Below are 26,829 nucleotides of genomic sequence, written 5' to 3' on the forward strand. Positions count from 1 at the left end.
AGATCGTCGAGAGGATCGCTACCGGTGAGGCCGCCCGGGTACAGGTAGGCGTCGGAGATCGTGCTGAGCGAGGTGCCGGAAGTGGCCGGCACCTTTGCTCGCCAGTTGACGATCGGATTCAGCACTCCGAACGGTCCGCAACCACTGGCAGCGGGCAGCGCGAAGCCGGTGGCCTCGTTCCCGACCGGGCTCACCTTCAGCGCAGTCGACGGAAGCACCGTGTAGGTAGGGACCACCGACGGGTCAGGCGCGAGACGAAGATTCACCGGCGCCGCCGCGGAACCCAGGTAGCAGTTGTCACCGAGGAACGCGTTGTTGATCTTCATCCGCACCGGGATGCTCAGATCCATGTCGGTGATGATTCCGTTGAGAGTCGGCGCAGCCGTTGCCTCCACCTCGGCCGTTACTGCGGCAAGGCCGAAGAGATTGCCGAACGGAAGATCGATTCCCAGAACGCCGCCGGGAACGGTCAACGGCTTGGAGTAGACACCGTTGTGTCCGTCGTCGCGCGGGAGAAGAACGGTGGACTCACCTTCACCGGAGCCGGCCTCGGCGGCAATGATCATGTCGCCTTTTCCGATCGGGAGGTTGAAGCCGTTGTTGTCGAAGGTTCCGCTCTGAACCACTACCGACACACAGGATTCGGCAGTAGCCGGACACACTGCGGCGCCCGGTACCGAATTGTCGACCGGGTCCTGAGCCGAGGCCATCGGCGCTGCAAAAGCCAGCACTGCACCTGCGGTACCTGCAATAACGGCCACGCGCGTGCCGAGACGTCTGTTGCCGTTCTTGTGAGATTTCTGCACTGATTTCTCCCTGCCGTTTATGTGATGGGGGACGAAACTCGCAGTCATTGCTTGTGTTTCGACCGCCGCCGACAAGGTCTTGCGGTGTGCTCCTACTCACAAGTAACAACTGAACAGATGTATATCACAGGACTTCGACTTAAAAACAGGGCAAAAGGGAGTTTCCTTAAAACGGACAAACTAAGCGGTACGGTGTGTAACACTCACGGGTGATGAACACGAACAGACTGGTCCTCTGCGTCGCGGCAGCGGGCCTACTCCTCAGCGGCTGCAGCAGCCAATCCGACAGCAACGCAGCGGAATCCACTTCTGCTGCCACCAGCACATCGATCGCGGCAACGTCGAGTTCAGCTGCCCCCGAGTCCCTGTCGGCACTGCCGACCAGCCCGCTTGCCGCAACTCCGGAAGCCGCGCCGAGCGTCGTCGAATCGACGCCCCCGCAGGTGTCGCTGCCGGTAGCGCCACAGGTAGCGCCACCGGCAAACTCACCGATCGACGCCCGCTCACCGGAAGAGATCGTCGCGAACGCAGGCGAGAAGGGACAGCGGTACATCGCTGCACTACGTCTGGCCGGGATCCCGCCCGCCGGAATGGATTCCGCAGAGATCCTCTACGCCGACGGCACCTGCAAGGCTCTGGCCGACGGCATGCCGCGGTCCGAGGTGCTGGCGGAGTTCAACTCCGTCGGCGAGGTGTACTCACAGATCACGCCGATGTCTTCGCAGCGGATCGCCGAGATCTACGTCGACACCGCGGAGCAGACGTACTGCTGATCAGGCTTTTCCTGCCAACCAGTTGTGCAGCCAGGATGTGGCCGAATTGCCTGCGCCATCAACGACGTAACGCGTGTAGTCGGTGTGAACCTGCGAGCCGTAGAAGGCGACCAGTTGATCGACGCGCCGCGAGTTCGCGCCTGGATCGAGCTGAGCCATCAGTGCGGGGAGTCCGCCAGCGGTGACCAGATCGTTGACGATCACGGCGGCCTCGTCGCGCAGCGAGAGAGCGTTTGCCGGAGTGGGGTCGGAAACCTGAGCCATGAACCCGGCCAGACGCATCACGAAATCGTCCTTGGGCGTCGAGCAGTACAGATCACCGACGGCGCACAGCGTCACCGTTTTGCCTGACAGCCAACCGAATCCACCGATGCGAGCGCCGCTGGCTCCGTTGCCTCCGACAGCGGGTCCGATCAGGACGTCTGACTCGGAGCGGCGGGGATCGGACAGCAGGCCGACTCCTTCCACGCGAGTCGGGGGAACAACGCCGATGCCGGTTCCGATCTCGGCGGCGAGATCGCCTGCCGCGTCGGCACCCTGGCTGTATCCGACGATCGCGAAGCGGGTGTCACCGCACGAGGCGGCCATCGCGGCGATCATGCCGCGGGCGTTGTCGACAGCCTGCTGCTTCGACTTGGCGTAGACGTTGGACTCCCACGGGAAGGCCGTTGCCGAGTACGTGACGTAATCGGTGCGTACGGAACCGGGAAGGCCGTTGGTGACCGGGGCAAGCATGCCGGCACCGGGAGAAGTACCCGAAGGCTCCCAGGTTCCAGGAATGGCCACGACGTACAGACCGGGGCAGGGATCAGCCGACGCCACGGGAGAACTGACAACCGGTACCACCACTGCCGCAGCTAGTGCCGACAACACCGCAACGAGACGCCTCGCACGCATGAAACTCCCCTGATTTAACTTAAGCAACCCATACACCACTATCGATGCTCCGGAATCATACTGTCTGGGCGTTGTGTCTGTCCGATGCACGATTGATGAAGGTTTGTTACAGATCGTGCGAACTGCTTGCAGAAACAAAGCCGCACCCCACCGAATGCGATGGGGTGCGGCTTTGTAAGAGCCTCTAGCGCTGCGGAGCCGCTGTCGGGTGGATCGGTGACGGAAGGGCCGTGACACCCTCGAGGTAGGTGTCCACAGCGGCTGCTGCGGAACGTCCCTCGGCGATGGCCCAGACGATCAGGGACTGACCGCGGCCCATGTCACCGGCCACGAACACGCCGTCGACGTTGGTGTTCCACTTCGACGTGCGGGCGACGTTGCCGCGCTCGTTCAAGTCGACACCGAGATCGGTGAGCAGACCCGGCTTCTCGGGACCGACGAAGCCCATTGCCAGGAGCACGAGATCGGCTTCGAGCTCGAAGTCAGAGCCCTCGACCTTCTCGAAACGACCCGACTTCATCTCGACCTCGTGAGCCTTGAGTCCGGTGACCTTGCCGTTTTCACCGACGAAGTTCTCGGTGTTGACGGAGAACAGACGCTCGCCGCCTTCCTCGTGAGCCGAAGCCACGCGGAACATGAGCGGGTACGTCGGCCACGGAGTCTGCTCGGCGCGAGTCTCCGGCGGACGCGGCATGATCTCGAACTGGTGCACGCTGGCTGCGCCCTGACGGTGCGAGGTGCCGAGGCAGTCCGCGCCGGTGTCGCCGCCGCCGATGATGACAACCTTCTTGCCCTCAGCGGTGATGGTGGGAGCGTCGAGGTCGCCCAACTGCACACGGTTGGCGATCGGCAGGAACTCCATCGCCTGATGGATGCCGTCCAGTTCGCGGCCCGGGATCGGCAGATCGCGAGCTGCGGTGGCGCCGCCGGCCAGAACCACTGCGTCGAACTGCTCGCGCAGCTCGTCCGCGGTGATGTCCACGCCGACATTGACGTTGGTCTTGAAGACGGTGCCTTCGGCTTCCATCTGCTCGAGACGGCGGTCGATGTGCCGCTTCTCCATCTTGAACTCGGGGATGCCGTAGCGCAGCAGGCCGCCGATGCGGTCTGCCCGCTCGAAGACCGTCACTGCGTGACCGGCGCGGGTCAGCTGCTGCGCTGCAGCCAGACCGGCCGGGCCACTGCCGACAACTGCGACCTTCTTGTTGGTGGCGTGCGCGGCGCGAACCGGCTTGACCCACCCTTCGTCGAAGGCCTTGTCGATGATCTCGACCTCGACCTGCTTGATGGTGACCGGATCCTGGTTGATGCCCAGGACACAGGACGCCTCACAGGGTGCGGGGCACAGACGACCGGTGAACTCCGGGAAGTTGTTGGTCGCGTGCAGACGCTCGATGGCGTCGTGCCAGTGGTCCTTGTAAACCAGGTCGTTCCACTCGGGAATCAAGTTTCCGAGAGGGCAACCGTTGTGGCAGAAAGGAATTCCGCAGTCCATGCAACGGCTGGCCTGGGTCTTGAGGGTTTCCTTCGGGAACTCCTCGTAGACCTCTTTCCAGTCGAGCAGGCGCAACGGCACCGGCCGGCGAACCGGAAGTTCGCGCGACGTGTGCTTCAGGAAGCCGCTTGGATCACCCACGAGCTGCCTCCATAACTGCCTCGTCCACGTTCTTGCCATCCTTCTCTGCGGCCGCGATGGCCAAAAGAACCTTCTTGTAGTCGCGGGGCATCACCTTTGCGAAGTGACCCACCTGCTGCGACCAGTCAGCGAGGATGCGCGTGGCAACCTCGGAGCCGGTTTCGTCGCGATGACGTTCGATGGCGCCCTTCAACCAGGTGAAGTCGTCGCCCGAAAGATCCTCGAGGTCCACCAGTTCGGTGTTGAGGTTCTTCTCGAATGCCTTGTCGGGGTTGTAGATGTACGCGACGCCACCGGACATGCCGGCGCCGAAGTTACGTCCGGTGGCTCCGAGGATGACCACCTTTCCACCCGTCATGTACTCGCAACCATGATCGCCCACACCCTCGACGACGGCAGTGGCGCCGGAGTTACGGACTGCGAAGCGTTCGCCGACGACACCGCGAAGCAGAGCCTCGCCACTGGTGGCGCCGAACAGGATGACGTTGCCACCGATGATGTTGTCCTCGGCGACAAAGCCTTCCGCTGCATCGAGCGGCGGGCGTACGACGATGCGTCCACCCGAAAGGCCCTTGCCGACGAAGTCGTTGGCGTCGCCGTGCAGGCGCAGGGTCATACCGCTGGGCACGAAAGCACCGAAGCTGTTACCGGCGGAACCGGTGAACGTGATGTCGATGGTGCCGTCGGGCAAGCCCTCTCCACCGAACGCCTTGGTGACCTCGTGGCCGAGCATGGTGCCGACCGTGCGGTTGACGTTGGTGATCGCGGACTCGAAGGAGACCGCCTCACCCTTGTCGAGTGCGTTGCGGGCCGAGACGATCAACTGCTGATCGAGTGCCTTGTCCAGACCGTGATCCTGCGTGCCGGTGCAGTGGACGTCCTGGTCCATGAACGCGGACTCGACCTGGGTCAGGATCGGCGACAGATCGAGATTGCCTGCCTTGCTTCCCTTCCAGTGATCGAGAGCGCGCGTGGTGTCCAGCATGTCGACCTGGCCGACGGCTTCGAGCAGCGTGCGGAAACCGAGTTCCGCGAGAAGCTCGCGAACCTCTTCGGCGATGAACATGAAGAAGTTCTCGACGAATTCCGGCTTGCCACTGAAACGCTGACGCAGCAACGGGTTCTGCGTCGCGACACCGACGGGGCAGGTGTCGAGATGGCAGACGCGCATCATGATGCAGCCCGAGACCACCAGTGGTGCGGTGGCGAAACCGAACTCCTCGCCGCCGAGCAGGGCAGCGACGACGACGTCGCGACCCGTCTTGAGCTGGCCGTCGACCTGCACGACGATGCGGTCACGGAGACCGTTGAGCAGCAATGTCTGCTGGGTCTCGGCGAGGCCGAGTTCCCACGGTGCGCCCGCGTGCTTGACGGAGGTCAGCGGGGTGGCACCGGTGCCACCGTCGTGACCGGAGATCAGAACGACGTCGGCATGTGCCTTGGAGACACCGGCCGCGACGGTTCCGACGCCGACCTCGGAGACCAGCTTCACGTGGATGCGGGCCTGCGGGTTGGCGTTCTTCAGGTCGTGGATCAGCTGAGCGAGATCCTCGATCGAGTAGATGTCGTGGTGCGGCGGCGGCGAAATCAGCCCGACGCCAGGCGTGGAGTGCCGAACCTCGGCCACCCACGGGTACACCTTGTGAGCCGGAAGCTGGCCACCCTCACCGGGCTTGGCTCCCTGCGCCATCTTGATCTGGATGTCGGTGCAGTTGCTCAGGTAGTGCGAGGTGACACCGAAGCGTCCCGACGCGACCTGCTTGATGGCACTGCGTCGAAGATCGCCGTTCTCGTCCGGCGTGAAGCGCGACGGATGTTCGCCGCCCTCACCGGAGTTGGAGCGGGCGCCCAGACGGTTCATCGCGATGGCGAGAGTCTCGTGAGCCTCGGCGGAGATGGAGCCGTAGCTCATCGCACCCGTCGAGAAACGCTTGACGATCTCGCTGGCCGGCTCGACCTCGTCGATCGAGATCGACGGCCGCTTGCCGATGTTGAAGTCGAACAGACCACGCAGAGCGGCAAGGCGCTCCGACTGGTCGTTGACCATTGTCGTGTACTCCTTGAACACCTCGTACTGACCTGTGCGAGTTGCGTGCTGGAGCTTGAAGACCGTGTCCGGGTTGAACAGGTGGTACTCGCCTTCACGACGCCACTGGTACTCGCCGCCGACCTCGAGCTCGCGGTGAGCGCGCTCTTCGGGGCGATCGAGGTACGCGATGCGGTGACGTGCTTCGACGTCGGCTGCGATCTGGTCGAGGCCGATGCCACCGAGCTGCGACTGCAGACCGGTGAAGTACTCGTCCGTCAGCTCCTGCGAGAGGCCGATGACCTGGAACAGCTGAGCACCGGTGTACGACGCGAGCGTCGAGATGCCCATCTTGGACATCACCTTCAGGACACCCTTGCCGGCTGCCTTGATGTAGTTCGCGATGCCCTTCTCGAGGGTCAGGCCCTCGAGTTCCTTGTTCTGCAGGAACTCGTCGATGGTCTCGAAAGCCATGTACGGGTTGACCGCTGCGGCACCGAAGCCGATGAGGAGCGCCATGTGGTGCACCTCGCGGGCGTCGCCGGCCTCGACGATGAGACCGACCTTGGTGCGCGACTTCTCACGAACCAGGTGGTGGTGCACGGCTGAGGTGAGGAGCAGCGACGGGATCGGCGCGTAATCCTCGGTGGACTCGCGGTCCGAGAGCACGACGATGCGTGCGCCACCCTCGATTGCCTGCGAGACCTGGTACTTGATGCCCTCGAGCGCACGACGGATACCGTCGCCGCCTTCCTTGACGGGGTACAGGCCGCGGATCACAACGCTGCGGAAGCCCGGGAATTCGCCGTCGTCGTTGACGTGAACGAGCTTCGACAGGTCGTCGTTGTGCAGGATCGGCTGCGGGAGCGCAATCTGCTTGCAGGAGTCCGCATTCGGGTGCAGCAGGTCGCCCTCGGGGCCGATGGTCGCGCCGAGGCTGGTGACAACCTCTTCACGAATCGCGTCGAGAGGTGGGTTGGTGACCTGAGCGAAGAGCTGCGAGAAGTAGTCGAACAGCATCCGGGGACGTGACGAGAGCACGGCGATCGGAGTGTCGGTACCCATCGAGCCCAGTGCCTCGGCACCGGAGAGAGCCATCGGCTTGACCAGCAGGTTGACCTCTTCGTTGGTGAAACCGAAGAGCTGCTGACGCAGCACGACGCGCTCGTGCGACATGTACGTGTACGGACGGTCCGGCAGGTCGTCCATGTGGATCAGACCTTCGTCGATCCACTGCTGGTACGGGTGCTCGGCAGCGAGTTCGTTCTTCAGTTCCTCGTCGCTGATGACCCGGCCCTGCGCGGTGTCCACGAGGAACATGCGACCGGGCTGGAGGCGGACCTTGCGGACAACCGTGGACGGATCGATCGGCAGAACGCCGACCTCCGACGCCATGACGACGAGGCCGTCTTCGGTGATCCACAGACGCGACGGACGCAGACCGTTGCGGTCCAGCACGGCGCCGATGACGGTGCCGTCGGTGAAGCACACCGACGCCGGTCCGTCCCAGGGCTCCATGAGAGCCGAGTGGTACTCGTAGAACGCCCGACGAGCGGGGTCCATGCTCTCGTGCTTCTCCCAGGCTTCGGGGATCATCATGAGAACTGCGTGCGGCAGGCTGCGACCGGCGAGGTGCAGCATCTCGAGCACCTCGTCGAAACGAGCGGTGTCACTGGCGCCCTGGGTGCAGATCGGGAAGATCTTCTCCAGGTTCTCGCGGCCGCCGAAGACGTCACTGTCGATCAGGGACTCGCGAGCGCGCATCCAGTTCTCGTTGCCGGTGACGGTGTTGATTTCACCGTTGTGAGCGACCCGGCGGAACGGGTGCGCCAGCGGCCACGACGGGAACGTGTTGGTGGAGAAGCGCGAGTGGACCAGGCCCAGTGCGCTCTCGACACGATCGTCCTGCAGGTCGAGGTAGAAACCCTTGAGCTGCGGGGTGGTGAGCATGCCCTTGTAGACGAACGTCTGGCCGGACAGGCTGGGGAAGTACACGGTCTCGCTACCCGGGCCACCCTTGCCGGCGCCTTCGGAGCCGAGTTCGTGCTCGGTGCGCTTACGCACCACGTATGCACGACGCTCGAGATCCATGCCGGTGTACTTGTCACCCTCGGAGCCGATGAAGATCTGACGGAACGTCGGCATCGCGTCGCGCGCCAGTGCGCCCAGCGATGAGTCGTCGGTTCCGACCTCGCGCCAGCCGAGAACCTTCAGGCCCTCTTCGACGACGATCTTCTCGACTGCAGCAGCAGCCTCGTGTGCATCGGCATCGCCCTGCGGGAGGAATGCGATACCGGTTGCGTACGCGCCTTCGGCGGGCAGCGCGAAGTCCACGACAGCTCGGAAGAACTTGTCGGGAACCTGCAGCAGAATGCCCGCACCGTCACCCGTGTTGGGTTCTGATCCGGCAGCGCCGCGATGCTCGAGGTTGACCAGAGCGGTGATCGCCTTTTCGACGATGTCCCTGCTGCGGCGACCATGCATGTCGACAACAAATGCGACTCCACAGGAGTCGTGCTCATTGGACGGGTGATAGAGGCCCTGGGGGCCTGGAAGTTGCTTCATACCCAGCCTTCGTATGCCATAAAGATGCACCGACGACCAGCAGCGCTGATGGCCATCAACTTGCAATGCAAGTCCTTCAAAGCACCGACACGACGATGTGTTCGGTACCACCGAAGTAGCCGCCCTGCGCAGACGCGATGGTGTGCGTTCTGGCACCCGGCGACGTGAGTCTTCGGTCGGTTGAAACTTTTGTGAGTCAACCGTGTAACGAAAACGATAATTCAGAACCCCGGCACGGGCGCAACTAAGGTAGCCCTATAATTGCTCTGAACTGCGGCGATGCAGGGAGCCAGAAGGCCCCTCGACAGATTTCGGAGCTGCGTCTGTGCAGAGAAGTTCCGATTCACAGGATACCGAATCCGCAGGAAACAGGCGCGATGGGCGATGAATGCAACAACTGGCCGCAGCGATAAGAATCAGCTGCGGCCAGTGCGCCTCGAACTGTAACAAAAGTTGATCGATCAACCAAGGTCTAGGCCTGAATTGTTTGCTCGCAGAATGCCATCGCTGTAATTTCCGTAGGCTCACCCTTGAGAAGACGGGTGGCGAAGAGCAAATGACAACAGCAGTAGTGGTAGGCAGTGGTCCCAACGGTCTCGCGGCGGCGATCGAACTCGCCCGCGCCGGAATCGACGTCCATGTCATCGAGGGTGCGGACAAGATCGGCGGTGGCACCCGCAGTAGCGAATACATAGTCGACGGGCTCGTCCACGACGATTGCTCCGCCTTCCATCCCACGGCCTTGGCTTCTCCCTACTTCAAGGAACTCGACCGCGAATTCGGGCTCGCCAAACATGGCCTGACGTGGCTGTGGCCCGAGATCGATCTGGTCCATCCACTCGACGACGGCACCGCCGGGGTTCTGTGGCGCGACATCAACCGGACCGCTGACGGATTGGGTGCCGACGGTAAGCGCTGGCTCGACGTCTTCGGATACCTATCCGAGAACTTCGACGAGTTGGTGCAGGACGTCTTCCAGCCGATCGTCCACGTCCCGAAGCACCCGCTGATGCTCGCCCGTTTCGGGACGGGCGCTCTGCTTCCCGCGACGGGTTTCGCGCGGATGTTCAAGACCCCACAGGCGCGGGCACTGTTCGGCGGCGTCGCGGCGCACATGTTCGGGACGCTGACCCTTCCACTCTCCAGTGCTGTCGGCTCGATGCTCACTGCGGCCGCTCATGCTCACGGTTGGCCTGTGGCGCAGGGTGAATCAGGATCAATTGCTGCGGCGCTCGCGTCGATTCTGCGCAGCCTCGGTGGCACCATCGAAACCGGGAACTGGGTCACCAACTACTCCCAGATCGCCGACTACGACATCGTCATGCTCGACATCGCCCCCGATGCGGCCGGGCGCCTGCTCGACGGCCGGCAGCCCGACCGCATTGCCCGGGCCTACCGCAAATTCCGCTACGGCACCGCCGCCTACAAGGTCGACTACGCCGTGCGTGGTGATTCCGACGGAAGCGTCGTGCCGTGGACGAATCCGCACGCCCGCAAGGCCGGCACCCTGCACCTGTCCGGGACGATTTCGGAGACTGCTGCTGTCGAACGCCAGACCGTTCGGGGTCAGATGCCGGCCAAGCCTTTCATTCTGTTGGGCCAGCAATTCTTGGCCGACCCCTCCCGTTCCGTCGGAGACATCCATCCCGTATGGGCGTATGCGCATGTGCCGCATGGCTATCCGGGTGACGCTACCGATGCGGTGACGCGTCAGATCGAGCGGTTTGCGCCGGGGTTCCGGGACCGGATCGTGGGCGTCCACGTGCGCAATGTGCCGCAGATGCAGGCGTACAACCCCAATTACGTGGGCGGCGACATTTCCGCGGGTGCGAACACGGCGCGGCAGATCATCGCGCGCCCCCGGTTCGGGCTGGACCCCTATGCCACCGGCGCCCCGGGCGTGTACCTCTGCTCGTCCGCGACTCCCCCGGGCGGCGGGGTCCACGGGATGGGTGGGTTCAATGCGGCGCGTGCGGCGCTGAAGGCGCGGGGTTGAGGCGTCCCCGATGGGGACGACATTTCGGACAGGTAGGTGAAGCGACACCGGCGCCGACACCGCCGTTGCACGACGGCAAACCAGTCAATCACCTTATGTGCCCCGGTAGCTCCAATTTTGCGGAGACCAGCTAACAGGCGACTTACGTTCACATTTCCCTGACGTTTCGACTACCTAAAATTTTCTCGGCTTGTATATAGGCATACGGCGACTCCTCAAATTCGAGCGATATAGGTAACTCCAAGTCAAGATTTATCCAAATATGGAAATCCTTGAAACGTAGCAAAGCCCCGTAGCATGGCGCAGAACTCCGATTCCCGGCTAAGGAAATCTATAATATCTTCCTCCAACACACTCTTCTTGTCAACATTATCCTCCTGATTCCAGAGCTGAATTCTGTCACTTAGTTCCTGAATTCTCTGCGCCTTCGAGGTAATTAGAGATCCACGATTAAGCTTCAGTTGTCGAATAGTGTTCTTTCCTCGCTCGCTACCTAAAGATGGAACTACCACTGGGCCCGAGTGTTTCAGGTGGACTGCCGGATCATCCTCATATGGGTTTAACAGTCTAATATCTTCATGATCTTTCCAATAATTCCCTTTGTTGGTATTGCATCTAGTGCAACACCAACCTAAGTTCTCCCACTGAAGAACCAGTTCCGGAAATGTTTCTTTGGGCTTGATATGCTCGACTGCGGGATACGATCCGTCGTTAGGATCAACTTCGCAATACATACATTTGTTACGACACTCAGCCTTGAGCGCTTCCTTCAATTCAGCTTGAATCCAAGGGCTAGGTTTTTTGTTTTTCACAGCGGCCATATATTCGACTGTTTTCTGATCCTGATTTTTCGCAAGCCAGGTCGGCAGGGGTCCTTTTGTTAGCTTGATCAACTGCGACCCTCGCCAATCGCCGCGATCGCGGCAGGAAACTGTCGGTCAAGGCCGAGGTCGATCAATTTCGACCGTAACTGTCGTAGATCATCTCCAGTTGCATCCCCTGGAATACCCTCTACAGCATCAGCAATCGCTTTTTGTGCCCATAACGGCAACGCCGTTTCGAGCCCGAGAACCGAACGCAAAGTCTCGTCAGCGGTTCCTGAGGCGTTTAACCGATCAAGCAGTTGACTGCTAATCTTATCGTCGTCTCCGAAGCGGCCAAGCGCGTACACAGCGCAGTCCGGTGTCGAGGTAACTACAAATGGGCTGTGTGTTGCAACAATGAAGGTTGCTTGCGGAAATGCTTCGAGCAGGGCAGGAATAATCACACGCTGAAGTTCAGGGTGTAGGTGATTTTCTGGCTCATCAATACAAACGGTAAACGAGGGTGAGTGTTGCCCGCGCAAGAAAATTTGCCAGGAAAGCTCTAGCATTGCGGACAAGCCACCTGAGGCAGCCTCAAGAGGAAATTCACCGGTTGCCACCTTCAGCAGAAGCTCACCATTTTCTACAATTAGCCTATCGAATTGTAAATATTCAGGAAGGAAGGAGCGTAAAATATTCTGAAAACCCTCCCATATATCGATTGCGGCGGGCGTCTCTCTGACCACTTGATTTCCGTAACCGTGTAGCGCTGCGGAAATCAAGGCCTCTTTCATTCTGTACAGCGGTGGATATTGGCTCGATCCCCCGGAGTAACGTGACTGCACCTCGCTTGCGAATTGCTGCAGCATAGTATCTGCGGCAGAGAATCGAGCTGGTAAGCTTTCGAGTGGTCGATAAGTGCTTACCGAGCGGTGGGAAGAGATAAATATTCCAGGCACTGGCTCTGTGCCCGTATAGTGCACATTTGAATTTGATATACCAGGCTCCGAATGATGCCAGAGATTTGTATGTACACCATTGCTGTAGTGAAGTCGGCCAAGTTGGATCGCTGCTGGGTTCTCGGAGATCTTCGTATGTTCGGCTCTACTCACCAATTGCGCGTTCCAGTTGAAGTGAGGAGCAAATAGATTTAAGAGCGTCGTTTTCCCAGCCGCGTTAGCCCCGGTCAATATTGTGAGACGTGGATGTATTTTCAATTCGACCGAAGAGAATTGACGCCATTTGGAAACCGAAAGATGCGTTAGAGTGATTTCACTCCCAACCCGTTCAGCATTCATCGCCTCTGCGAGGTTCTGGAGTTCTATCCATTCTTTGATTGGCGGGCTTCCCGGATCAGGCATCCATATGGAGGGCGGGGTACCAACGCTCCCCCTTCCCTTGTCCGTTAGACGAAGGCCGCCACCAAACTCTCTAGAAATCATCGACTGTTGTTCTAAAAATTCGAGTGCCTGGTACATAAGACGACGAAGATCCGGGTCCAAGTTCCAATTAGGGTCGTTCCCGTTCGCCACGGCCATGGCGGAGTTCACGTCAACTTCGGCGCCACTAAAGCGTGTTAAGGACTCAATAAGACGACTAGCTGCTTCACCGAGCTGGATCCAATCCATCTGGCGATCATACGGTGTAGCTACCGGAACGAGTTCGGAACGTGCGACTGTGCCTACTCCGAGGTCATAACTCCACTGTAGCGGTTTCGTGCGGCGCCGAGCGTCCTAGCTCACCGAGTCGGAAATCCGGGAGAAAATCGGACGGTCGCAAGTCGACGCTCCATACCCCTAGCACGCACCCATTCTTAGAACATGGAGCACAGAACTTCGAAACTCACTCTTAGGGTGGCGCAGACATCCAGCTTTGAACACAACCTACGGGTTTCTCTTGTTGGAGAGGGCATGCGCGGGGGAGACTTCGGAACGCTGGGCCCAACGGGCACCACCACCGCTCGGCGGATTCCGATCTCCGTTGACTGGTGGCTCGTGCGCCGTCGGTAGGGCTCGAACGTGAGTTGACAAAAATGCAAAGTCCGGTTTCAGCCCGAACCCTCGACCGACGAATCTCCATTAACCGACTAGACGCCGACATCGAGCGCAGGACCGCTGATCTGGTCGCTCAGGACAACCGACTCCACGAATTCATCCCGACTGCTGAACAGCTCACCCCCTACCGCGACCAACACCGAAATCACACGCTATCAACTACCTGAATTGCCGCGATCAAGTTCACCTGACATATGGGCAGTCATCTGACCCGGAAGTTTTGCGAGGCAGGCTCCGGTCTCGAAAATAGTTGTACGACAACAGGAAATCAGGGGTACTACTTGTACCGGTGGATGGGGCCGCAGATCCGGCAGTCGCCCGAGGCGATCTACATTTACCTGGCCAACCGGTTCTTCAATCCGCCGCTGATACCGTGCCCCTCTTAGCCGCCGTACACGGTTGGCGAACCACGATCAAAGCGGTGACTACAAAACACATCATTATGAAAGTCTGCACCGACGCAGCGTCAGCAACGTCCATCCCCACAACTCCGGAACGACGAAGCACTTCGTGCCGAACCACCCCACCATGGAGTGAATGTCCGTTATCTTCCTCGATAGTGGTTGCAATCTCCTGGCTGCTCGGCGTCCCGTGCAGGGATGCTGTCACCACGAAAGGGAGCACATCTGTGAATGGACCCGCAACGCCTACTCGTTTGTCCCGGACCACCGCGGCCCTCGGTGTCGGCGCGCTCGCTGCCGCGATCACCTTCGGCAGTGCAGTTGGTACTGCATCGGCCGACACTCCGGTCGCCGACTTCGGCAGTATCTCGTTCTCGGTGACCAACGGTCCCGACAACACCATCTACGACATCAACGCCATCATCAATCTCCCACCCGGCACACTGCCGCCAGGGATGATGAACCCTCAGATCACTGCGCCCGCCGCGCCCCCTCAACCAGTCGGCGACCCGTTTGCGGGCACCGCATTGGACTTCGTTCTGAGCTTCATCCAGGCTGCGGCCAGTTAGTCGACAACAAAAAACGAGGCCACCAACTCTTGTGAGTTCGTGGCCTCGTCTTGTGGTGGGCGAAGGGGGACTTGAACCCCCACGTCCCGAAGGACACTGGCACCTGAAGCCAGCGCGTCTGCCATTCCGCCACTCGCCCGAGCAACGCCGAAACATTATCACGACAAACTTTGAAAGTTCTATTCGTGCAGCTCAGGGCACGAATCAGTGAACATCGAGCATCCAAAAGCCCAGAACCGATACCATGCTGAAACAGCGGCCAGGTACTGCCGAAGCGACATTTGACAGTACCGTGGAACCTGTACAGCAGTTTGGACGACACGCGACAAGGCGGTGCCGGCGCTACTTGCCGAGCATTTTGCCGTCGTAGATGCGAGGCGAGAGGAGGGCCCGATGGGCATCGTGCAGCGATTCGAACGAAAGCTCCAAGGAGCTGTCGGCGACGCATTCGCGCGGGTCTTCGGTGGTGGTGTTGTGCCGCAGGAAGTAGAGGCGGCGCTCCAGCAGGAGGCACGTGACCGCGTCGAGCACCTCGGCGGCGGAATCCTTCTCGCCCCCAACAACTACGTGATCACCATCAACAACTCCGATCACGAAGAGTTGGCAGCTGACCGCGAACTGACTACCAAAGCTTTCAGCCGACACTTGCAGGATTTCATCCGCGATCAGGGTTGGCAGACGTACGGCGACATCTCGGTCACCTTCGAGCCTTCGCCTACGCTCCACACCGGTCAGTTCCGCACCCGCGGAACCGTCGACCCGGATGGTGACGCCGAGCAGGCATCACCGCCGTCGCATGTTCCGCAGGTTTCGTCGCGGCCTCCACAACGGCCGCCTCAGCGACCCGCACCGATTGTTCCCCCTGTTTCCAATCCAGTCCCGTCACAACCAGGAGCCGGCCCCATGACGCAGAACTCAGGCTACGAACCAAGCCGCGAACCGGCGGGTCGCCAGCCCGAACCGCAGCAGCCGGCACGGAACGGGTACTCCCACGACGACGGCGGTTACGCCGCTCCGCAGGGCCAGGAAGCGCCGTACCAGAACGGTTACGACCGCGGCGACGGTTACCGAACAGGCGACGACCAGCAGGGCTACAACCAGCAGCAGGGTGGCTACGACCAGCAGGCGTACCCGAACCAGCAGCAGCCGTACGAGCAGGCCGGTTACGACCAGCAGAGCTATGACCAGCAGGGTGGCGGTTACGACCAGCAGGGTTACCAGCAGCAGCCGTACGACCAGCAGGGCTACGGCCAGCAGGCGTACCAGGGTGGGTACGACCAGCAGGGCTACCAGCAGGGCGGCTACGACCAGCAGGGCTACCAGCAGCCGTACAACGGCCAGTCCTACGATCAGCCGGGTTACGACCAGCAGGGCGGTTACGACCAGCAGGCGTACACACAGCAGCCGTACGAGCAGGGTGGCTACGAGCAGGGCGGCAACTTCGAGCAGACGCAGGCCTACCCGCAGCAGGGCTACGCCCAGCCGCAGGGCGGTTACGCACCGACGGCCCAGAGCCTGACGGCAACCCTGCAGCTCGAGGACGGCAGCGGACGCCACTTCCAGCTTCGCGACGGCAGCAATGTCATCGGCCGCGGCCAGGAAGCTCAGTTCCGCCTCCCGGACACCGGCGTCTCACGTCGCCACATCGACATCCGTTGGGACGGCCGCACCGCGATGCTGTCCGATTTGGGATCCACGAACGGCACCACCGTCAACGGAGCACCGGTCCAGGACTGGCAGCTGGCAGACGGCGACATCATTCGTGCAGGTCACTCGGAGATTCTGGTTCGCATTCTCTGAGCTGAGAAACGGACGCCAGGATTTTTCCGATAACAATCGAACATTCGGCGGTCCGTCGGCGCGCCGCCGTCACGCGGCTGTCAGTATCGTGATCTTCGGGGCCCAGAGCCCCCTATGATGCTGCCAGTCGACAATGCTCGAACCCCGCTGCGGCGGGGCTCGAGCCATAGAAGGAGGTGGACAGCCGTGCAGGGCCTGATTCTGCAACTCACACGGGCGGGCTTCCTGCTCCTACTGTGGCTGTTCGTCTGGGCAGTCCTCCGCACTCTCCGCTCCGACATCTATGCCGGCTCCGGGGTCAGGGTTCCGCCGCGGTACACCCGCGCCGGAAAGGTCCTGCCCTCACTGGGCAAGGCGAAGGTGCCTCGGTACCTGGTGGTCACGCAGGGCGCCCTCGCCGGTACCCGCATCACCCTGGGTTCTCAGCCGGTCATGATCGGCCGCGCCGATGATTCGACGCTCGTTCTCACCGACGATTACGCGTCGACGCGCCATGCGCGGCTCTCGCAGCGCGGCGCTGATTGGTACGTCGAGGATCTCGGTTCGACCAATGGCACTTATCTGGACCGCGCCAAGGTCACCACTGCGGTGCGCGTCCCGCTGGGCACCCCGGTTCGCGTCGGCAAGACGGTAATCGAGCTACGCCCGTGACCCTTGTTCTCCGCTACGCGGCGCGCAGCGACCGCGGTCTCGTGCGCTCCAACAACGAAGATTCCGTGTACGCCGGTGCACGCCTGTTGGCCTTGGCCGACGGTATGGGCGGACACGCGGCCGGTGAGGTCGCGTCGCAGTTGATGATTGCCGCCCTGGCGCATCTCGACGACGACGAGCCCGGCGAGGATCTGCTCGGCAAGCTCGAGGCAGCCACCCGCGAGGGCAACGATTCCATCGCCGATCATGTCGAGGAAGAACCCGAACTCGACGGCATGGGCACCACGCTCACCGCGATCCTCTTCTCCGGCAGCAAGCTCGGTCTCGTGCACATCGGCGACTCGCGCGCCTACCTGCTGCGCGACGACCACCTGACGCAGATCACCCGCGACGACACTTTCGTGCAGTCGTTGGTCGACGAGGGCAGGATCACCGCCGAACAGGCACACACTCATCCGCAGCGATCCCTGATCATGCGGGCGTTGACCGGCAACGAGATCGAGCCGACGCTCACCGTGCGCGAAGCCCGCGCCGGCGATCGTTACCTGCTCTGCTCCGACGGCCTCTCCGACGTGGTCAGCGACGAGACCATCGAGAACACGATGCGCGAGGGCTCGCAGGAGCAGTGCGCCGACCGTCTCATCGAATTGGCGCTGCGCAGCGGCGGTCCCGACAACGTCACCGTCGTCGTCGCCGATGTCATCGACCTCGACTACGGCCAGTCGCATCCCATCGTCGCGGGTGCCGCGTCGACGGAAGAGGAAGAGGACTCCCCTCCTCCCAACACCGCTGCCGGCCGCGCCGCTGCCATGCGTCCGCCGCGCGCGACGCCCAAGCGAGTTGTCTCCCAGCCCGAACCGGAACCGAAGAAGAAGCGGAACCGGTTGTGGTGGGTGGTCCTCGCCGTGGTGCTGATCGCGCTGGTCGGCGTCGGCGCCGTGATCGGCCGCGCCGTCATCCGCAACAACTACTACGTCGGCGAAGACAACGGCCGCGTGACGGTGCTGCGCGGAATCCCTGGTTCGGTGCTCGGCTACTCGCTGCAAGACGCGGATCTGGTGGGTTGCGTCGGCGACGACGACGTCCTGACCCTCGTCTCCCCCGACGCGATTCCCAGCAACTGCAACATCCTCGAAGTGACGGATCTGCAGCCGTCTGCGCAGGAGCAGGTGCGCGCCGGGTTGCCGTCCGGCAAGCGTGAGGATGCGCAGAGCCAGATGATCCGTCTCATCGGCGGCGATCTGCTGCCTCGTTGTGAGCCGGTTCCGACGACGACGGCCACGCCCACTCCCCCGCCGGCACCGGAGACCACGCCGCCCCCCGCACCGCCCGGGGAGCCTGCTGCGCCGACGACGGCGGCACCCACGACTACGCCGACGCCGACCGAAGTTCCCGGTCAGACTTGCAGGACGGTCAACTGATGTCGTCCAACGCAGCTGCGGGGACGGCTTTTCCGAGTCCGCCCGGAGGTTTTGCCCCGGCGCCGGTCCAGTCGACCCGTCGAAACATGGAGCTGCTGCTCCTGGGCTTTGCCGTCATCATCACGACGGTCTCGCTTCTGCTCGTCGAGGCGAGCCAGGAACAGAAGATCACTCTCGATCTGGCCAAGTACGCGCTCGCGTACACGGGCCTGTTCCTGATCGCGCACTTGGCAATTCGGCGGTATGCGCCGTACGCCGATCCGCTGCTACTGCCGATCGTCGCCCTGCTCAACGGCCTGGGGTTGGTGCTCATCCACCGACTCGACCTCGCCGACGAACAGACAGCGCTCTACAACGGCGTCGAGGCACCGTCACCGGATGCGAACCAGCAGGTCATGTGGACTGCACTGGCGATCACCGGTTTCGTGCTGCTGCTCGTGTTCTTGAAGGACTACCGCCTGATGGCGCGGTTCAGCTACACACTCGGCCTCGCAGGCCTGGTGTTCCTGGCGATTCCCGCGATCCTGCCGGCGAAGTTCTCGAGCGTGAACGGCGCGAAGATCTGGATTCGCCTGCCCGGATTCAGCATTCAGCCAGGTGAGTTCGCGAAGATCCTGCTCATCATCTTCTTCGCGTCAGTGCTCGTCGCCAAGCGCGACCTGTTCACCTCGGCCGGTAAACACTTCCTGGGCATGGATTTTCCACGTGCCCGCGACCTCGGCCCGATCCTGCTCGCCTGGATCGTCTCGGTGGGCGTTCTCGTCTTCGAAACCGACCTCGGTACGTCGCTGCTGCTCTTCAGCACCGTGCTGGTGATGCTCTACATCGCGACCGAACGTGTGGGCTGGCTGGTGATCGGCGGCGGACTGCTCGCCATCGGATTCTTCTTCGCCTACAAGATGTTCGGTCACGTGCGCGTGCGCGTCGACACCTGGCTCGACCCGCTCGGCGACTACGCCAACACCGGTTATCAGATCTCGCAATCACTGTTCGGCCTGGCCACTGGTGGTATCGCCGGAACAGGTCTCGGCAGTGGTCGACCCAACCAGGTGCCGTTCGCGAAGACGGACTTCATCATCGCGACCATCGGCGAAGAGCTCGGCCTGATCGGCCTGGCGGCTGTGCTGATGCTGTTCCTGCTTCTCATCGTGCGCGGCCTGCGTACGGCATTGGCAGTACGTGACAGCTTCGGCAAACTGCTCGCCGCCGGTCTGTCGTTCACCATCGCGATCCAGATTTTTGTTGTCGTCGGCGGTGTCACCAAGCTGATCCCGCTGACGGGTCTGACAACACCGTTCATGTCGTACGGCGGCTCGTCGCTGCTCGCGAACTACCTACTGCTGGCCATCCTCGTCCGGATCTCGGACGCGGCACGTGCGCCGGTAGTGACGAAGAAGAAAGGCCCGCCCCCAATCGCTGACGCCAATACCGAGATGATGCCGCGCGTATGAACACTCCACTGCGCCGCGTCGCGATGGCCGTCATGGTGATGGTCGTCGCGCTCCTCGCCAACGCCACGTACGTACAGGTCATCAAAGCTGACGACCTGCGAGCCGACCCGCGCAACTCACGGGTGCTGCTCGACGAGTACTCACGCCAGCGAGGTCAGATCTCGGCGGCCGGTCAGGTACTGGCGGCCTCGCAGGCCACCGACGACCGGTACAAGTACCTGCGCCAGTATCCGAATCCGTACCCGTACGCACCGGTCACCGGTTTCTACTCGATGCAGTACGGCAGCGCCGGACTCGAGCGCACCGAGGATCCGATTCTCAACGGCTCGGACAACCGGCTGTTCAGTCAGCGCTTCTTCGACCTGGTGTCCGGACGCGATCCGCGCGGCGGCAACGTCGTCACGACGCTCAATCCGGCCATGCAGCAGGTGGCGTACGACCAGCTGACCAGCAAGGGTTACACCGGTTCCGTCGTCGCGATCGAGCCGAGCACCGGACGCATCCTGACGATGGTCAGCACTCCGAGCTACGACCCGAACCTGCTTGCCAGCCACGACGGCGCCGAAACCACCAAGGCGTGGGACGAGCTCAATGCCGATCCCAACGATCCGTTGGTCAACCGCGCGATCTCGCAGACCTACCCGCCCGGCTCGACGTTCAAGGTGCTCACCACGGCTGCAGCTCTGGGCAACGGTGCGACCCCGGACGACCAGCTGACCGCGGCTCCGCAGATCACGCTGCCCGGCACCAGCACGACCCTCGAGAACTACAACGGCAGCACCTGCGGCCCCAACCCGACGGCGTCGTTGCGTGACGCGTTTGCGCGCTCGTGCAACACGGCTTTCGTCGAACTGGGCATCAAGGACGGCGCGGACGCCATCAAGGACGAGGCCAGCGCTTTCGGCATCGGGCCCAACACTCCGGCGATCCCGCTGCCGGTTGCTGACAGCACCGTCGGCGACATCTCCGACGACGCGGCTCTCGGCCAGACCAGCATCGGCCAGCGCGACGTCGCGGTGACCCCGCTCGAGAATGCAGTGATCGCCGCGACCGTCGCCAACGGCGGTGTGCGGATGCAGCCCAACCTGATCTCCCAGTTGCAGGCACCCGATCTGACCGATCTCAGTACGCCGTCACCGGTGTCGATGGGTCAGGCGATCTCGCCGGCAGTGGCCGCAACGCTGACTGATCTGATGATCGGCTCGGAGAACTTCACCGGCGGCGACGGCAAGATCCCCGGAGTTCAGATCGCGTCCAAGACCGGTACCGCCGAGCACGGCGTGAACCCGCGGGAAACTCCGCCGCACGCCTGGTACATCGCTTTTGCACCGGCGCAGAATCCGACGGTCGCCGTGGCCGTCATCGTCGAGAACGGTGGTGACCGCGGACTCGCCGCTACCGGTGGCTCGGTTGCTGCGCCGATCGGTCGTGCAGTCATCGCAGCCGGAATCCAAGGGGGCTGAACCGTGGCGTTGAACAACGGCGCTTTGATCGCCGATCGTTACCGATTGATCCGTCTCATCGCCACCGGTGGGATGGGTCAGGTGTGGGAAGCCACCGACTCCCGGCTCAACCGTCGCGTCGCCGTCAAGGTACTCAAGTCCGAGTTCTCTTCCGATCCGGAGTTCTTGGAGCGCTTCCGCTTCGAGGCCCGCACCACCGCACAGCTCAACCATCCCGGTATCGCCGGAATCTACGACTACGGCGAGACCCGTGACAGCTCGGGTGATTCCACGGCGTACCTGGTGATGGAACTCGTCAACGGTGAACCGCTCAACGCCGTCCTGGCACGCGTCGGCCGCCTGGCGGTTCCGCATGCCCTCGACATGCTCGAGCAGACCGGCCGCGCCCTGCAGGTCGCACACGACGCCGGTGTCGTGCACCGCGACGTGAAGCCGGGCAATATCCTCATCACGCCTACTGGCCAGGTGAAGATCACGGACTTCGGCATCGCCAAGGCCGTCGAGAACTCTCCTGTCACGCGCACGGGAATGGTGATGGGCACCGCCCAGTACATCGCGCCCGAGCAGGCTCTCGGTCAGGACGCGACCGCGGCGAGTGACGTGTACTCGCTGGGAATCGTCGGATACGAAGCACTTTCGGGTCGACGCCCGTTCACCGGTGACGGCGCGCTGACCGTCGCGATGAAGCACGTGCAGGAAACCCCGGCGCCGATGCCGGCCGACCTGCCGCCGAACATCCGCGAGCTCATCGACATCACGTTGACCAAGGATCCGGCCGGCCGCTACGCCAGTGGCGGCGAGTTCGCCGACGCCGTTGCAGCCGTTCGGGCAGGAAGGCGTCCACCGCCGCCCGGTCTGCTCGCCACCGGTGCCGCGAGCGCGTTGCCGGCAACGGGTGCCACGCAGGTCATGCCGCCGACGTACGCGGGCCCGGTGACGGGCGCCGCTGCTGCGGACGACGCGGCAGCCGGCGGAATGACCAGTGGGCAGAAGGCCGTGGCATGGGCCGGCGGCGGATTGATCTTGTTGGCGTTGATCATCGGCGGAGTCTGGATCGCGACCGATGGTCCCAGCGACCCGACGCCGCCCGTCGTCACGTCCACGACGTTGCCGACCACCACGACGACCAAGCCCACCACCACGACGACTCGGCCCACGACGACGACCACCGAGCCGACAACAACGACGACTCGGCCGACGACAACCACGACCGAGCCGACAACCACAACGACAACGCCGACCACGACAACAACAACTCCGACGACCACAACCACCACCACGACGACAACGACGACCACAACGACCACTGAGCCGTTGGCGGATCCCGGAGACGCTGAAGAACCGCTAGGACAAGACCAATGACGACACCCCGCAATCTCTCCTCCCGCTACGAGCTGGGTGAGATTCTCGGCTTCGGCGGAATGTCCGAGGTTCACCTGGCGCGCGACCTCCGACTCAGCCGCGACGTCGCGATCAAGGTGCTGCGTGCTGACCTCGCGCGCGACCCCACGTTCTACTTGCGGTTCCGTCGTGAGGCGCAGAACGCTGCTGCGCTGAACCATCCGGCGATCGTGGCCGTCTACGACACCGGTGAAGCCGAGACCGACGCCGGGCCGCTGCCGTACATCGTCATGGAGTACGTCGACGGCGACACGTTGCGTGACATCGTGCGCAGCACCGGGCCGATGGCTCCGCGCAAGGCGATGGAAGTGATCGCGGACGTCTGTGCCGCGCTGGACTTCAGCCACCGCAACGGCATCGTGCACCGCGACGTCAAGCCCGCCAACATCATGATCAACCGTGCCGGCGCCGTGAAGGTGATGGACTTCGGTATCGCCCGTGCCATTTCCGACGCGTCGAGCCCGATGACGCAGACGGCCGCCGTGATCGGCACCGCTCAGTACCTCTCGCCGGAGCAGGCGCGAGGTGAGCAGGTCGACGCGCGATCGGACGTGTACTCGCTCGGTTGTGTGCTGTTCGAGATTCTGACGGGCGAGCCGCCCTTCAAGGGTGATTCACCGGTCGCCGTGGCGTACCAGCACGTTCGTGAAGATCCGCAGACGCCGTCGGAGATCAATCCCGACATTCCGCGCGAGCTGGATTCGATCATTCTCAAGGCGATGAGCAAGAACCCGGCCAACCGCTACCAGAGCGCCGGCGACATGCGCAGCGACTTGGTGCGTGTTCTGGGCGGTCAGCGTCCGAGTGCGCCGATGGTGATGAACGACGAGGATCGCACCACCATCCTCGGCGCCGTCGGCTCCGACACCGGGAACTACCGCACTGCTCCCGATCCGGTCGAGCCGGTTCCTGTGAGGACAACTCGCGCCGCCGAGCCGCCTGCCAAGAAGAAGGGCGGACGCTACGCCCTGATGGGCATCGCGGCGCTTCTGGTGATCGGTCTGGTGACGTTCTTCCTCATTCGGGTGAACTCGCCGAAGGTCGAGATGGTGACCGTTCCGGGTGACCTGACCAACCAGCCCGCCGACGTCGCCGAGGCGACGCTGACCAACGCCGGATTCCAGGTGGAGCGTCAGCAGAAGACGGACAAGGTGATCGCCGCCGGAAACGTCATCACGACGCGTCCGGTTGCCGGGGTGCGCATCGAGAAGGGCAGCACCGTCACCATCGACGTGTCCACCGGCCCCGAGCAGGTCGCGATCCCACGCCTGACCGGGCTGAGCCAGGACGACGCGGAGAAGAAGCTCAACTCCGTCGGACTCCGACTTGATCCGACCATCGGCAAGGCGGCATCGACCGTCGCCGAGGTCGACAAGATCGTCAATCAGGACCCGGCCGTCGGAGTGTCGGTTGTTCTCGATTCCGCGGTCTCGATCACCGTCGGCACCGGACCGGAGCAGGTTCGTGTCCCGGACGTCACCGGTCAGCGTGAAGAGGTGGCGAGGCCCAACATCGAAGGTGCCGGGTTCGTCGTTCAGATCACGGAGATCGATTCGGGTCTGCCGAAGGGACAGGTCGTTTCGACCGACCCGACCGGCGGCACGTCGGCCACCAAGGGTTCGACCGTGACGCTGCGAGTATCCAACGGCAACCAGGTCGCGATGCCTGATCTGACCAACAAGACGGTGTCGGAGGCGTTGAGCACGCTTCGCGCAGCCGGTTGGGCGGGAACCGCTTCGCAGCTGGTTCAGAACCAGAGCACGACGCTCACCCCGGAAATGGTGGGCAAGATCGTCTCGCAGACCCAGCCTCCGGGCTCGGAGATCTCCAAGGACGCGGTCATCACCGTCAGCGTCGGAGCGCTCGGAATCCCCGGCCGCTAGCAAAGCGAAAAAGTGCCTCCCGGAGATTTCCGGGAGGCACTTTTTTGTTGACAGGTGTCAGAGAATTGCGGGCAATGCGCCACCGAGCGCCGACGCGACCTCGGCCTCGAGAGCTGCGACGAGCCCTTCCGGCGGCGCCTCACCGCAGACTGCGAGCCAGTTCGCGAGCATCCGGTGTCCACCCTGGGTGAGTACGGACTCGGGGTGGAACTGGACGCCGTGAATCGGCAGTTCGCGGTGGCGCATCGCCATCACGACGCCGCTCTCGGTGTGGGCGGTCACCTCGAGTTCCTCGGGAATGGTGTCCTCGAGAACCGTCAGCGAGTGGTAGCGGGTAGCGGTGAACGGATCGGGCAGTCCGGCCAGGACGCCGACGTCCTTGTGGTGAACCAGACTCGTCTTGCCGTGAAGTAGTTCGGGCGCGCGGTCGACGGTTCCGCCGAAAGCCGCACCGATCGCCTGGTGTCCGAGGCAGACGCCGAGCAGCGGGGTCTTGGTGTCGGCACAGACCTTCACCAGATCCATCGTCGCTCCCGCGCGCTGCGGAGTTCCGGGGCCAGGGCTCAGGAGAATGCCGTCGAACTGCGCTACTGCACCCTCGAGGTCTGCCGTCAGTTGTGGATCGTCGTTGCGCCAGACCACGGCTTCGGTTCCGAGCTGGCCGAGGTACTGCACCAGGTTGAACACAAAGCTGTCGTAGTTGTCGACGACGAGAATCCTCATGAGAGCAGGGTAAACGCCCGTGCTATCCGCCGGTATAGGCGGGGACCGTGATCTGCGACGGCGTCGCCTGCGTGTACCCGAGGCCGAAGCGGGTCGCGTACTGCTTGTAGATCCGAATGCCCGGTTCGGCGGCGAGGGCCGCCTCGAGGCGCGCAACGTCACCGATGGCGCTCATCACGTAGGGCGGGCTGTAGGTGCGACCGTGCAGAAGCAGAGTGTTTCCGATGCACCGCGGCGCCGACGTACTGATGATCCGTTGGTCCTGCATGCCCACCGCTTCGGCACCGCCCGCCCACAGTGCGTTCAGGACGCTCTGGACGTCCTGCTGATGCACGACGAGGTCGTCCGGGGTGGCGTCGACCGGGTACTTGCCTTCGGCGTTGCGTGGGGCGTCCGTCATCGTGACCACGACGCCGGGGCCGGTCATCTCCGTCAGTCCCGCGTCGGCGGAGATGTTCTTGATGTCACCGAGCGCGGCGGCCACTCCGGCGTCGGACCGAGCCGCGTCTTGCTGCAGCGAATCGAGCTGAGCGGCAAGTTCGTCCCGGTCGGCCGAAACTTTTTCGGCATTGGCCTGGGCGCTGCGGACCAGATCGGAGAGCCTGGTGCTTTCGGTGACCTGCAGCTGGTTTTCCTCGGCGGATCGTTGCGCCGTGGCGACCATCAGACCGGCTACCAGGCAGACGGCAAGTACACCGATGTGCCAGACGGTTCGTGAAGATTCACCCGAAGACACGTGGCTCCTCCCGGATTGTGCAGGTCGGCCGGTGACCAACTGGACACAGCTACGTTAGCGTGTAGGTAACACATGCAGGTCACACCGTAGAGCGAGGACGTCATGCCCAAGTCGAAGGTCCGTAAGAAGAACGACTACACAGTCAACCCGGCAAACCGCACTCCGGTGAAGGTGAAGATGGGTCCGTCGAGCACGTTGTACGTCTCTGTGATGCTCGGATTCATGCTCGTCGGCCTGGCGTGGTTGATTGTGTACTACTTGGCCGCGGATTCGATCACGTGGATGAACGACTTGGGAAACTATAACTTCCTCGTCGGCTTCGGCTTCATGGTTGTGGGTCTTGTGATGACCATGAGATGGCGCTGACCAGCCATTATCTGATTCGACTCGAATCGTGACCGTCTCTCAATTACATGGGTGTCATTCATCCCCATTGTGGATAACTCCTGTGGACAACCTAGGAAGTTATCCACATGCTCGAGGATGAATTTCATCCACAGCCTCGTGACAACGCCACGGAAGTCGTCTCGTGGGCCACTCCGATGGGTGTTGTCTACGCGATGTTCGGCGGCGGAATTGCCCTCGCGATCGCCTCGATCGTCGCGCCCACGGAGCCGGCCGGACGCTTCCTGCTCGCCCTCGCGGTGATCGGGCTGTTCGTGATGGGCGGACTCGCCCTGCGTCAGCGTCCCCGCCTGGCTGTGATCGAGGACGCGGGAACCAAGTCGATCGCGGTGCAGCGCCTGCGCGCCCGCCACGAGTTCACCCGCGAAC

General features: G+C 62.6%; 19 protein-coding genes, 1 tRNA gene and 1 pseudogene. 12 read left to right on the top strand and 9 right to left on the bottom strand.

Annotated elements, in window-relative coordinates:
* A partial coding sequence (locus ACYP01_RS28180; RefSeq protein ID WP_459683324.1) for a hypothetical protein occupies nucleotides 1-806 on the bottom strand: 806 nt, incomplete at its 3' end.
* Between the two features lie 212 nt (nucleotides 807-1,018).
* On the opposite strand from ACYP01_RS28180, the gene ACYP01_RS28185 reads away from it, so the two are divergent.
* Nucleotides 1,019-1,579 carry a DUF732 domain-containing protein gene (locus ACYP01_RS28185; RefSeq protein ID WP_459683326.1) on the top strand — a complete coding sequence of 187 codons (561 nt, stop codon included), beginning with the start codon at nucleotides 1,019-1,021 and terminating at the stop codon, nucleotides 1,577-1,579.
* Here the strand turns inward: ACYP01_RS28185 and ACYP01_RS28190 are convergent, their stop codons facing one another.
* From ACYP01_RS28190 to gltB, 3 genes are all read right to left on the bottom strand, one after another.
* Entirely contained in the window at nucleotides 1,580-2,476 is an 897-nt protein-coding gene (locus ACYP01_RS28190; RefSeq protein WP_020905644.1) for a cutinase family protein, read from the bottom strand. It abuts the gene before it with no gap.
* Nucleotides 2,477-2,660: 184 nt separating this feature from the next.
* Nucleotides 2,661-4,112, bottom strand: a complete 1,452-nt coding sequence (locus ACYP01_RS28195; RefSeq protein ID WP_003943594.1) for a glutamate synthase subunit beta — start codon at nucleotides 4,110-4,112, stop codon at nucleotides 2,661-2,663.
* A complete protein-coding gene (gene gltB / locus ACYP01_RS28200; protein ID WP_459683329.1) occupies nucleotides 4,105-8,703 on the bottom strand; it encodes a glutamate synthase large subunit in 4,599 nt (1,532 codons plus the stop codon). The genes ACYP01_RS28195 and gltB overlap by 8 nt, the downstream gene beginning before the upstream one ends.
* Nucleotides 8,704-9,259: 556 nt before the next feature.
* Between gltB and ACYP01_RS28205 the strand changes: the two genes are divergently transcribed.
* On the top strand, nucleotides 9,260-10,699 hold the full coding sequence (locus ACYP01_RS28205) for a phytoene desaturase family protein (protein ID WP_459683331.1): 1,440 nt from the start codon (nucleotides 9,260-9,262) through the stop codon (nucleotides 10,697-10,699).
* 245 nt (nucleotides 10,700-10,944) lie between these two features.
* Here ACYP01_RS28205 and ACYP01_RS28210 read toward each other — a convergent pair whose 3' ends face one another.
* Nucleotides 10,945-11,592, bottom strand: a complete 648-nt coding sequence (locus ACYP01_RS28210; RefSeq protein ID WP_459683333.1) for an HNH endonuclease — start codon at nucleotides 11,590-11,592, stop codon at nucleotides 10,945-10,947.
* Complete coding sequence (locus ACYP01_RS28215) at nucleotides 11,589-13,130, bottom strand: AAA family ATPase (RefSeq protein ID WP_459683335.1); 1,542 nt, start codon at nucleotides 13,128-13,130, stop codon at nucleotides 11,589-11,591. The genes ACYP01_RS28210 and ACYP01_RS28215 overlap by 4 nt, the downstream gene beginning before the upstream one ends.
* Before the next feature lie 1,054 nt (nucleotides 13,131-14,184).
* Between ACYP01_RS28215 and ACYP01_RS28220 the strand changes: the two genes are divergently transcribed.
* On the top strand, nucleotides 14,185-14,526 hold the full coding sequence (locus ACYP01_RS28220; RefSeq protein WP_459683337.1) for a hypothetical protein: 342 nt from the start codon (nucleotides 14,185-14,187) through the stop codon (nucleotides 14,524-14,526).
* Between the two features lie 53 nt (nucleotides 14,527-14,579).
* On the opposite strand, the gene ACYP01_RS28225 is transcribed toward ACYP01_RS28220, so the two are convergent.
* A tRNA-Leu gene (locus ACYP01_RS28225) sits at nucleotides 14,580-14,665 on the bottom strand.
* A gap of 254 nt (nucleotides 14,666-14,919) precedes the next feature.
* Here ACYP01_RS28225 and ACYP01_RS28230 point away from each other — a divergent pair.
* The 7 genes from ACYP01_RS28230 (at nucleotide 14,920) to pknB (ending at nucleotide 24,596) form a co-directional block, all read left to right on the top strand.
* Nucleotides 14,920-16,326, top strand: coding sequence for a DUF3662 and FHA domain-containing protein (locus tag ACYP01_RS28230; RefSeq protein ID WP_459683339.1), 1,407 nt, complete (start codon nucleotides 14,920-14,922; stop codon nucleotides 16,324-16,326).
* A gap of 186 nt (nucleotides 16,327-16,512) precedes the next feature.
* Nucleotides 16,513-16,977, top strand: coding sequence for an FHA domain-containing protein FhaB/FipA (locus tag ACYP01_RS28235; RefSeq protein ID WP_003943418.1), 465 nt, complete (start codon nucleotides 16,513-16,515; stop codon nucleotides 16,975-16,977).
* Nucleotides 16,974-18,398, top strand: a complete 1,425-nt coding sequence (locus tag ACYP01_RS28240; RefSeq protein ID WP_116057577.1) for a PP2C family protein-serine/threonine phosphatase — start codon at nucleotides 16,974-16,976, stop codon at nucleotides 18,396-18,398. Before ACYP01_RS28235 ends, ACYP01_RS28240 begins: the two co-directional genes overlap by 4 nt.
* Nucleotides 18,398-19,849 (top strand): FtsW/RodA/SpoVE family cell cycle protein, encoded by a 1,452-nt coding sequence (locus tag ACYP01_RS28245; protein WP_007735775.1) that lies wholly within the window; start codon nucleotides 18,398-18,400, stop codon nucleotides 19,847-19,849. Before ACYP01_RS28240 ends, ACYP01_RS28245 begins: the two co-directional genes overlap by 1 nt.
* Complete coding sequence (locus ACYP01_RS28250; protein ID WP_193594701.1) at nucleotides 19,846-21,312, top strand: peptidoglycan D,D-transpeptidase FtsI family protein; 1,467 nt, start codon at nucleotides 19,846-19,848, stop codon at nucleotides 21,310-21,312. Before ACYP01_RS28245 ends, ACYP01_RS28250 begins: the two co-directional genes overlap by 4 nt.
* A gap of 3 nt (nucleotides 21,313-21,315) precedes the next feature.
* Entirely contained in the window at nucleotides 21,316-22,674 is a 1,359-nt protein-coding gene (locus ACYP01_RS28255; protein ID WP_095969327.1) for a protein kinase domain-containing protein, read from the top strand.
* Nucleotides 22,671-24,596, top strand: coding sequence for a Stk1 family PASTA domain-containing Ser/Thr kinase (gene pknB / locus ACYP01_RS28260; RefSeq protein WP_459683344.1), 1,926 nt, complete (start codon nucleotides 22,671-22,673; stop codon nucleotides 24,594-24,596). Before ACYP01_RS28255 ends, pknB begins: the two co-directional genes overlap by 4 nt.
* Nucleotides 24,597-24,653: 57 nt before the next feature.
* On the opposite strand, the gene ACYP01_RS28265 is transcribed toward pknB, so the two are convergent.
* The gene (locus tag ACYP01_RS28265; RefSeq protein WP_003942537.1) at nucleotides 24,654-25,319 is read right to left on the bottom strand and encodes an aminodeoxychorismate/anthranilate synthase component II; all 666 of its coding nucleotides are present in this window, start codon (nucleotides 25,317-25,319) and stop codon (nucleotides 24,654-24,656) included.
* Between the two features lie 22 nt (nucleotides 25,320-25,341).
* A complete protein-coding gene (locus ACYP01_RS28270; RefSeq protein WP_064688051.1) occupies nucleotides 25,342-26,055 on the bottom strand; it encodes a DUF881 domain-containing protein in 714 nt (237 codons plus the stop codon).
* A 102-nt stretch (nucleotides 26,056-26,157) separates the two neighbouring features.
* On the opposite strand from ACYP01_RS28270, the gene crgA reads away from it, so the two are divergent.
* Together crgA and ACYP01_RS28280 are read left to right on the top strand one after the other, a co-directional pair.
* On the top strand, nucleotides 26,158-26,421 hold the full coding sequence (gene crgA / locus ACYP01_RS28275; protein ID WP_003942576.1) for a cell division protein CrgA: 264 nt from the start codon (nucleotides 26,158-26,160) through the stop codon (nucleotides 26,419-26,421).
* Nucleotides 26,422-26,528: 107 nt separating this feature from the next.
* Nucleotides 26,529-26,829, top strand: a pseudogene (locus ACYP01_RS28280) (PH domain-containing protein); the annotation flags it as partial.

The organism is Rhodococcus sp. no. 34 (assembly GCF_054589475.1).

Excerpts from the sequence above, each read along its gene's own strand:
- ACYP01_RS28230 (WP_459683339.1), top strand. The coding sequence starts at position 14,920 with ATGGGCATCGTGCAGCGATTCGAACGAAAGCTCCAAGGAGCTGTCGGC.
- ACYP01_RS28250 (WP_193594701.1), top strand. The coding sequence starts at position 19,846 with ATGAACACTCCACTGCGCCGCGTCGCGATGGCCGTCATGGTGATGGTC.
- ACYP01_RS28215 (WP_459683335.1), bottom strand. The coding sequence starts at position 13,130 with ATGGATTGGATCCAGCTCGGTGAAGCAGCTAGTCGTCTTATTGAGTCC.
- pknB (WP_459683344.1), top strand. The coding sequence starts at position 22,671 with ATGACGACACCCCGCAATCTCTCCTCCCGCTACGAGCTGGGTGAGATT.
- ACYP01_RS28205 (WP_459683331.1), top strand. The coding sequence starts at position 9,260 with ATGACAACAGCAGTAGTGGTAGGCAGTGGTCCCAACGGTCTCGCGGCG.
- ACYP01_RS28190 (WP_020905644.1), bottom strand. The coding sequence starts at position 2,476 with ATGCGTGCGAGGCGTCTCGTTGCGGTGTTGTCGGCACTAGCTGCGGCA.
- ACYP01_RS28245 (WP_007735775.1), top strand. The coding sequence starts at position 18,398 with ATGTCGTCCAACGCAGCTGCGGGGACGGCTTTTCCGAGTCCGCCCGGA.
- gltB (WP_459683329.1), bottom strand. The coding sequence starts at position 8,703 with ATGAAGCAACTTCCAGGCCCCCAGGGCCTCTATCACCCGTCCAATGAG.
- crgA (WP_003942576.1), top strand. The coding sequence starts at position 26,158 with ATGCCCAAGTCGAAGGTCCGTAAGAAGAACGACTACACAGTCAACCCG.
- ACYP01_RS28265 (WP_003942537.1), bottom strand. The coding sequence starts at position 25,319 with ATGAGGATTCTCGTCGTCGACAACTACGACAGCTTTGTGTTCAACCTG.
- ACYP01_RS28185 (WP_459683326.1), top strand. The coding sequence starts at position 1,019 with ATGAACACGAACAGACTGGTCCTCTGCGTCGCGGCAGCGGGCCTACTC.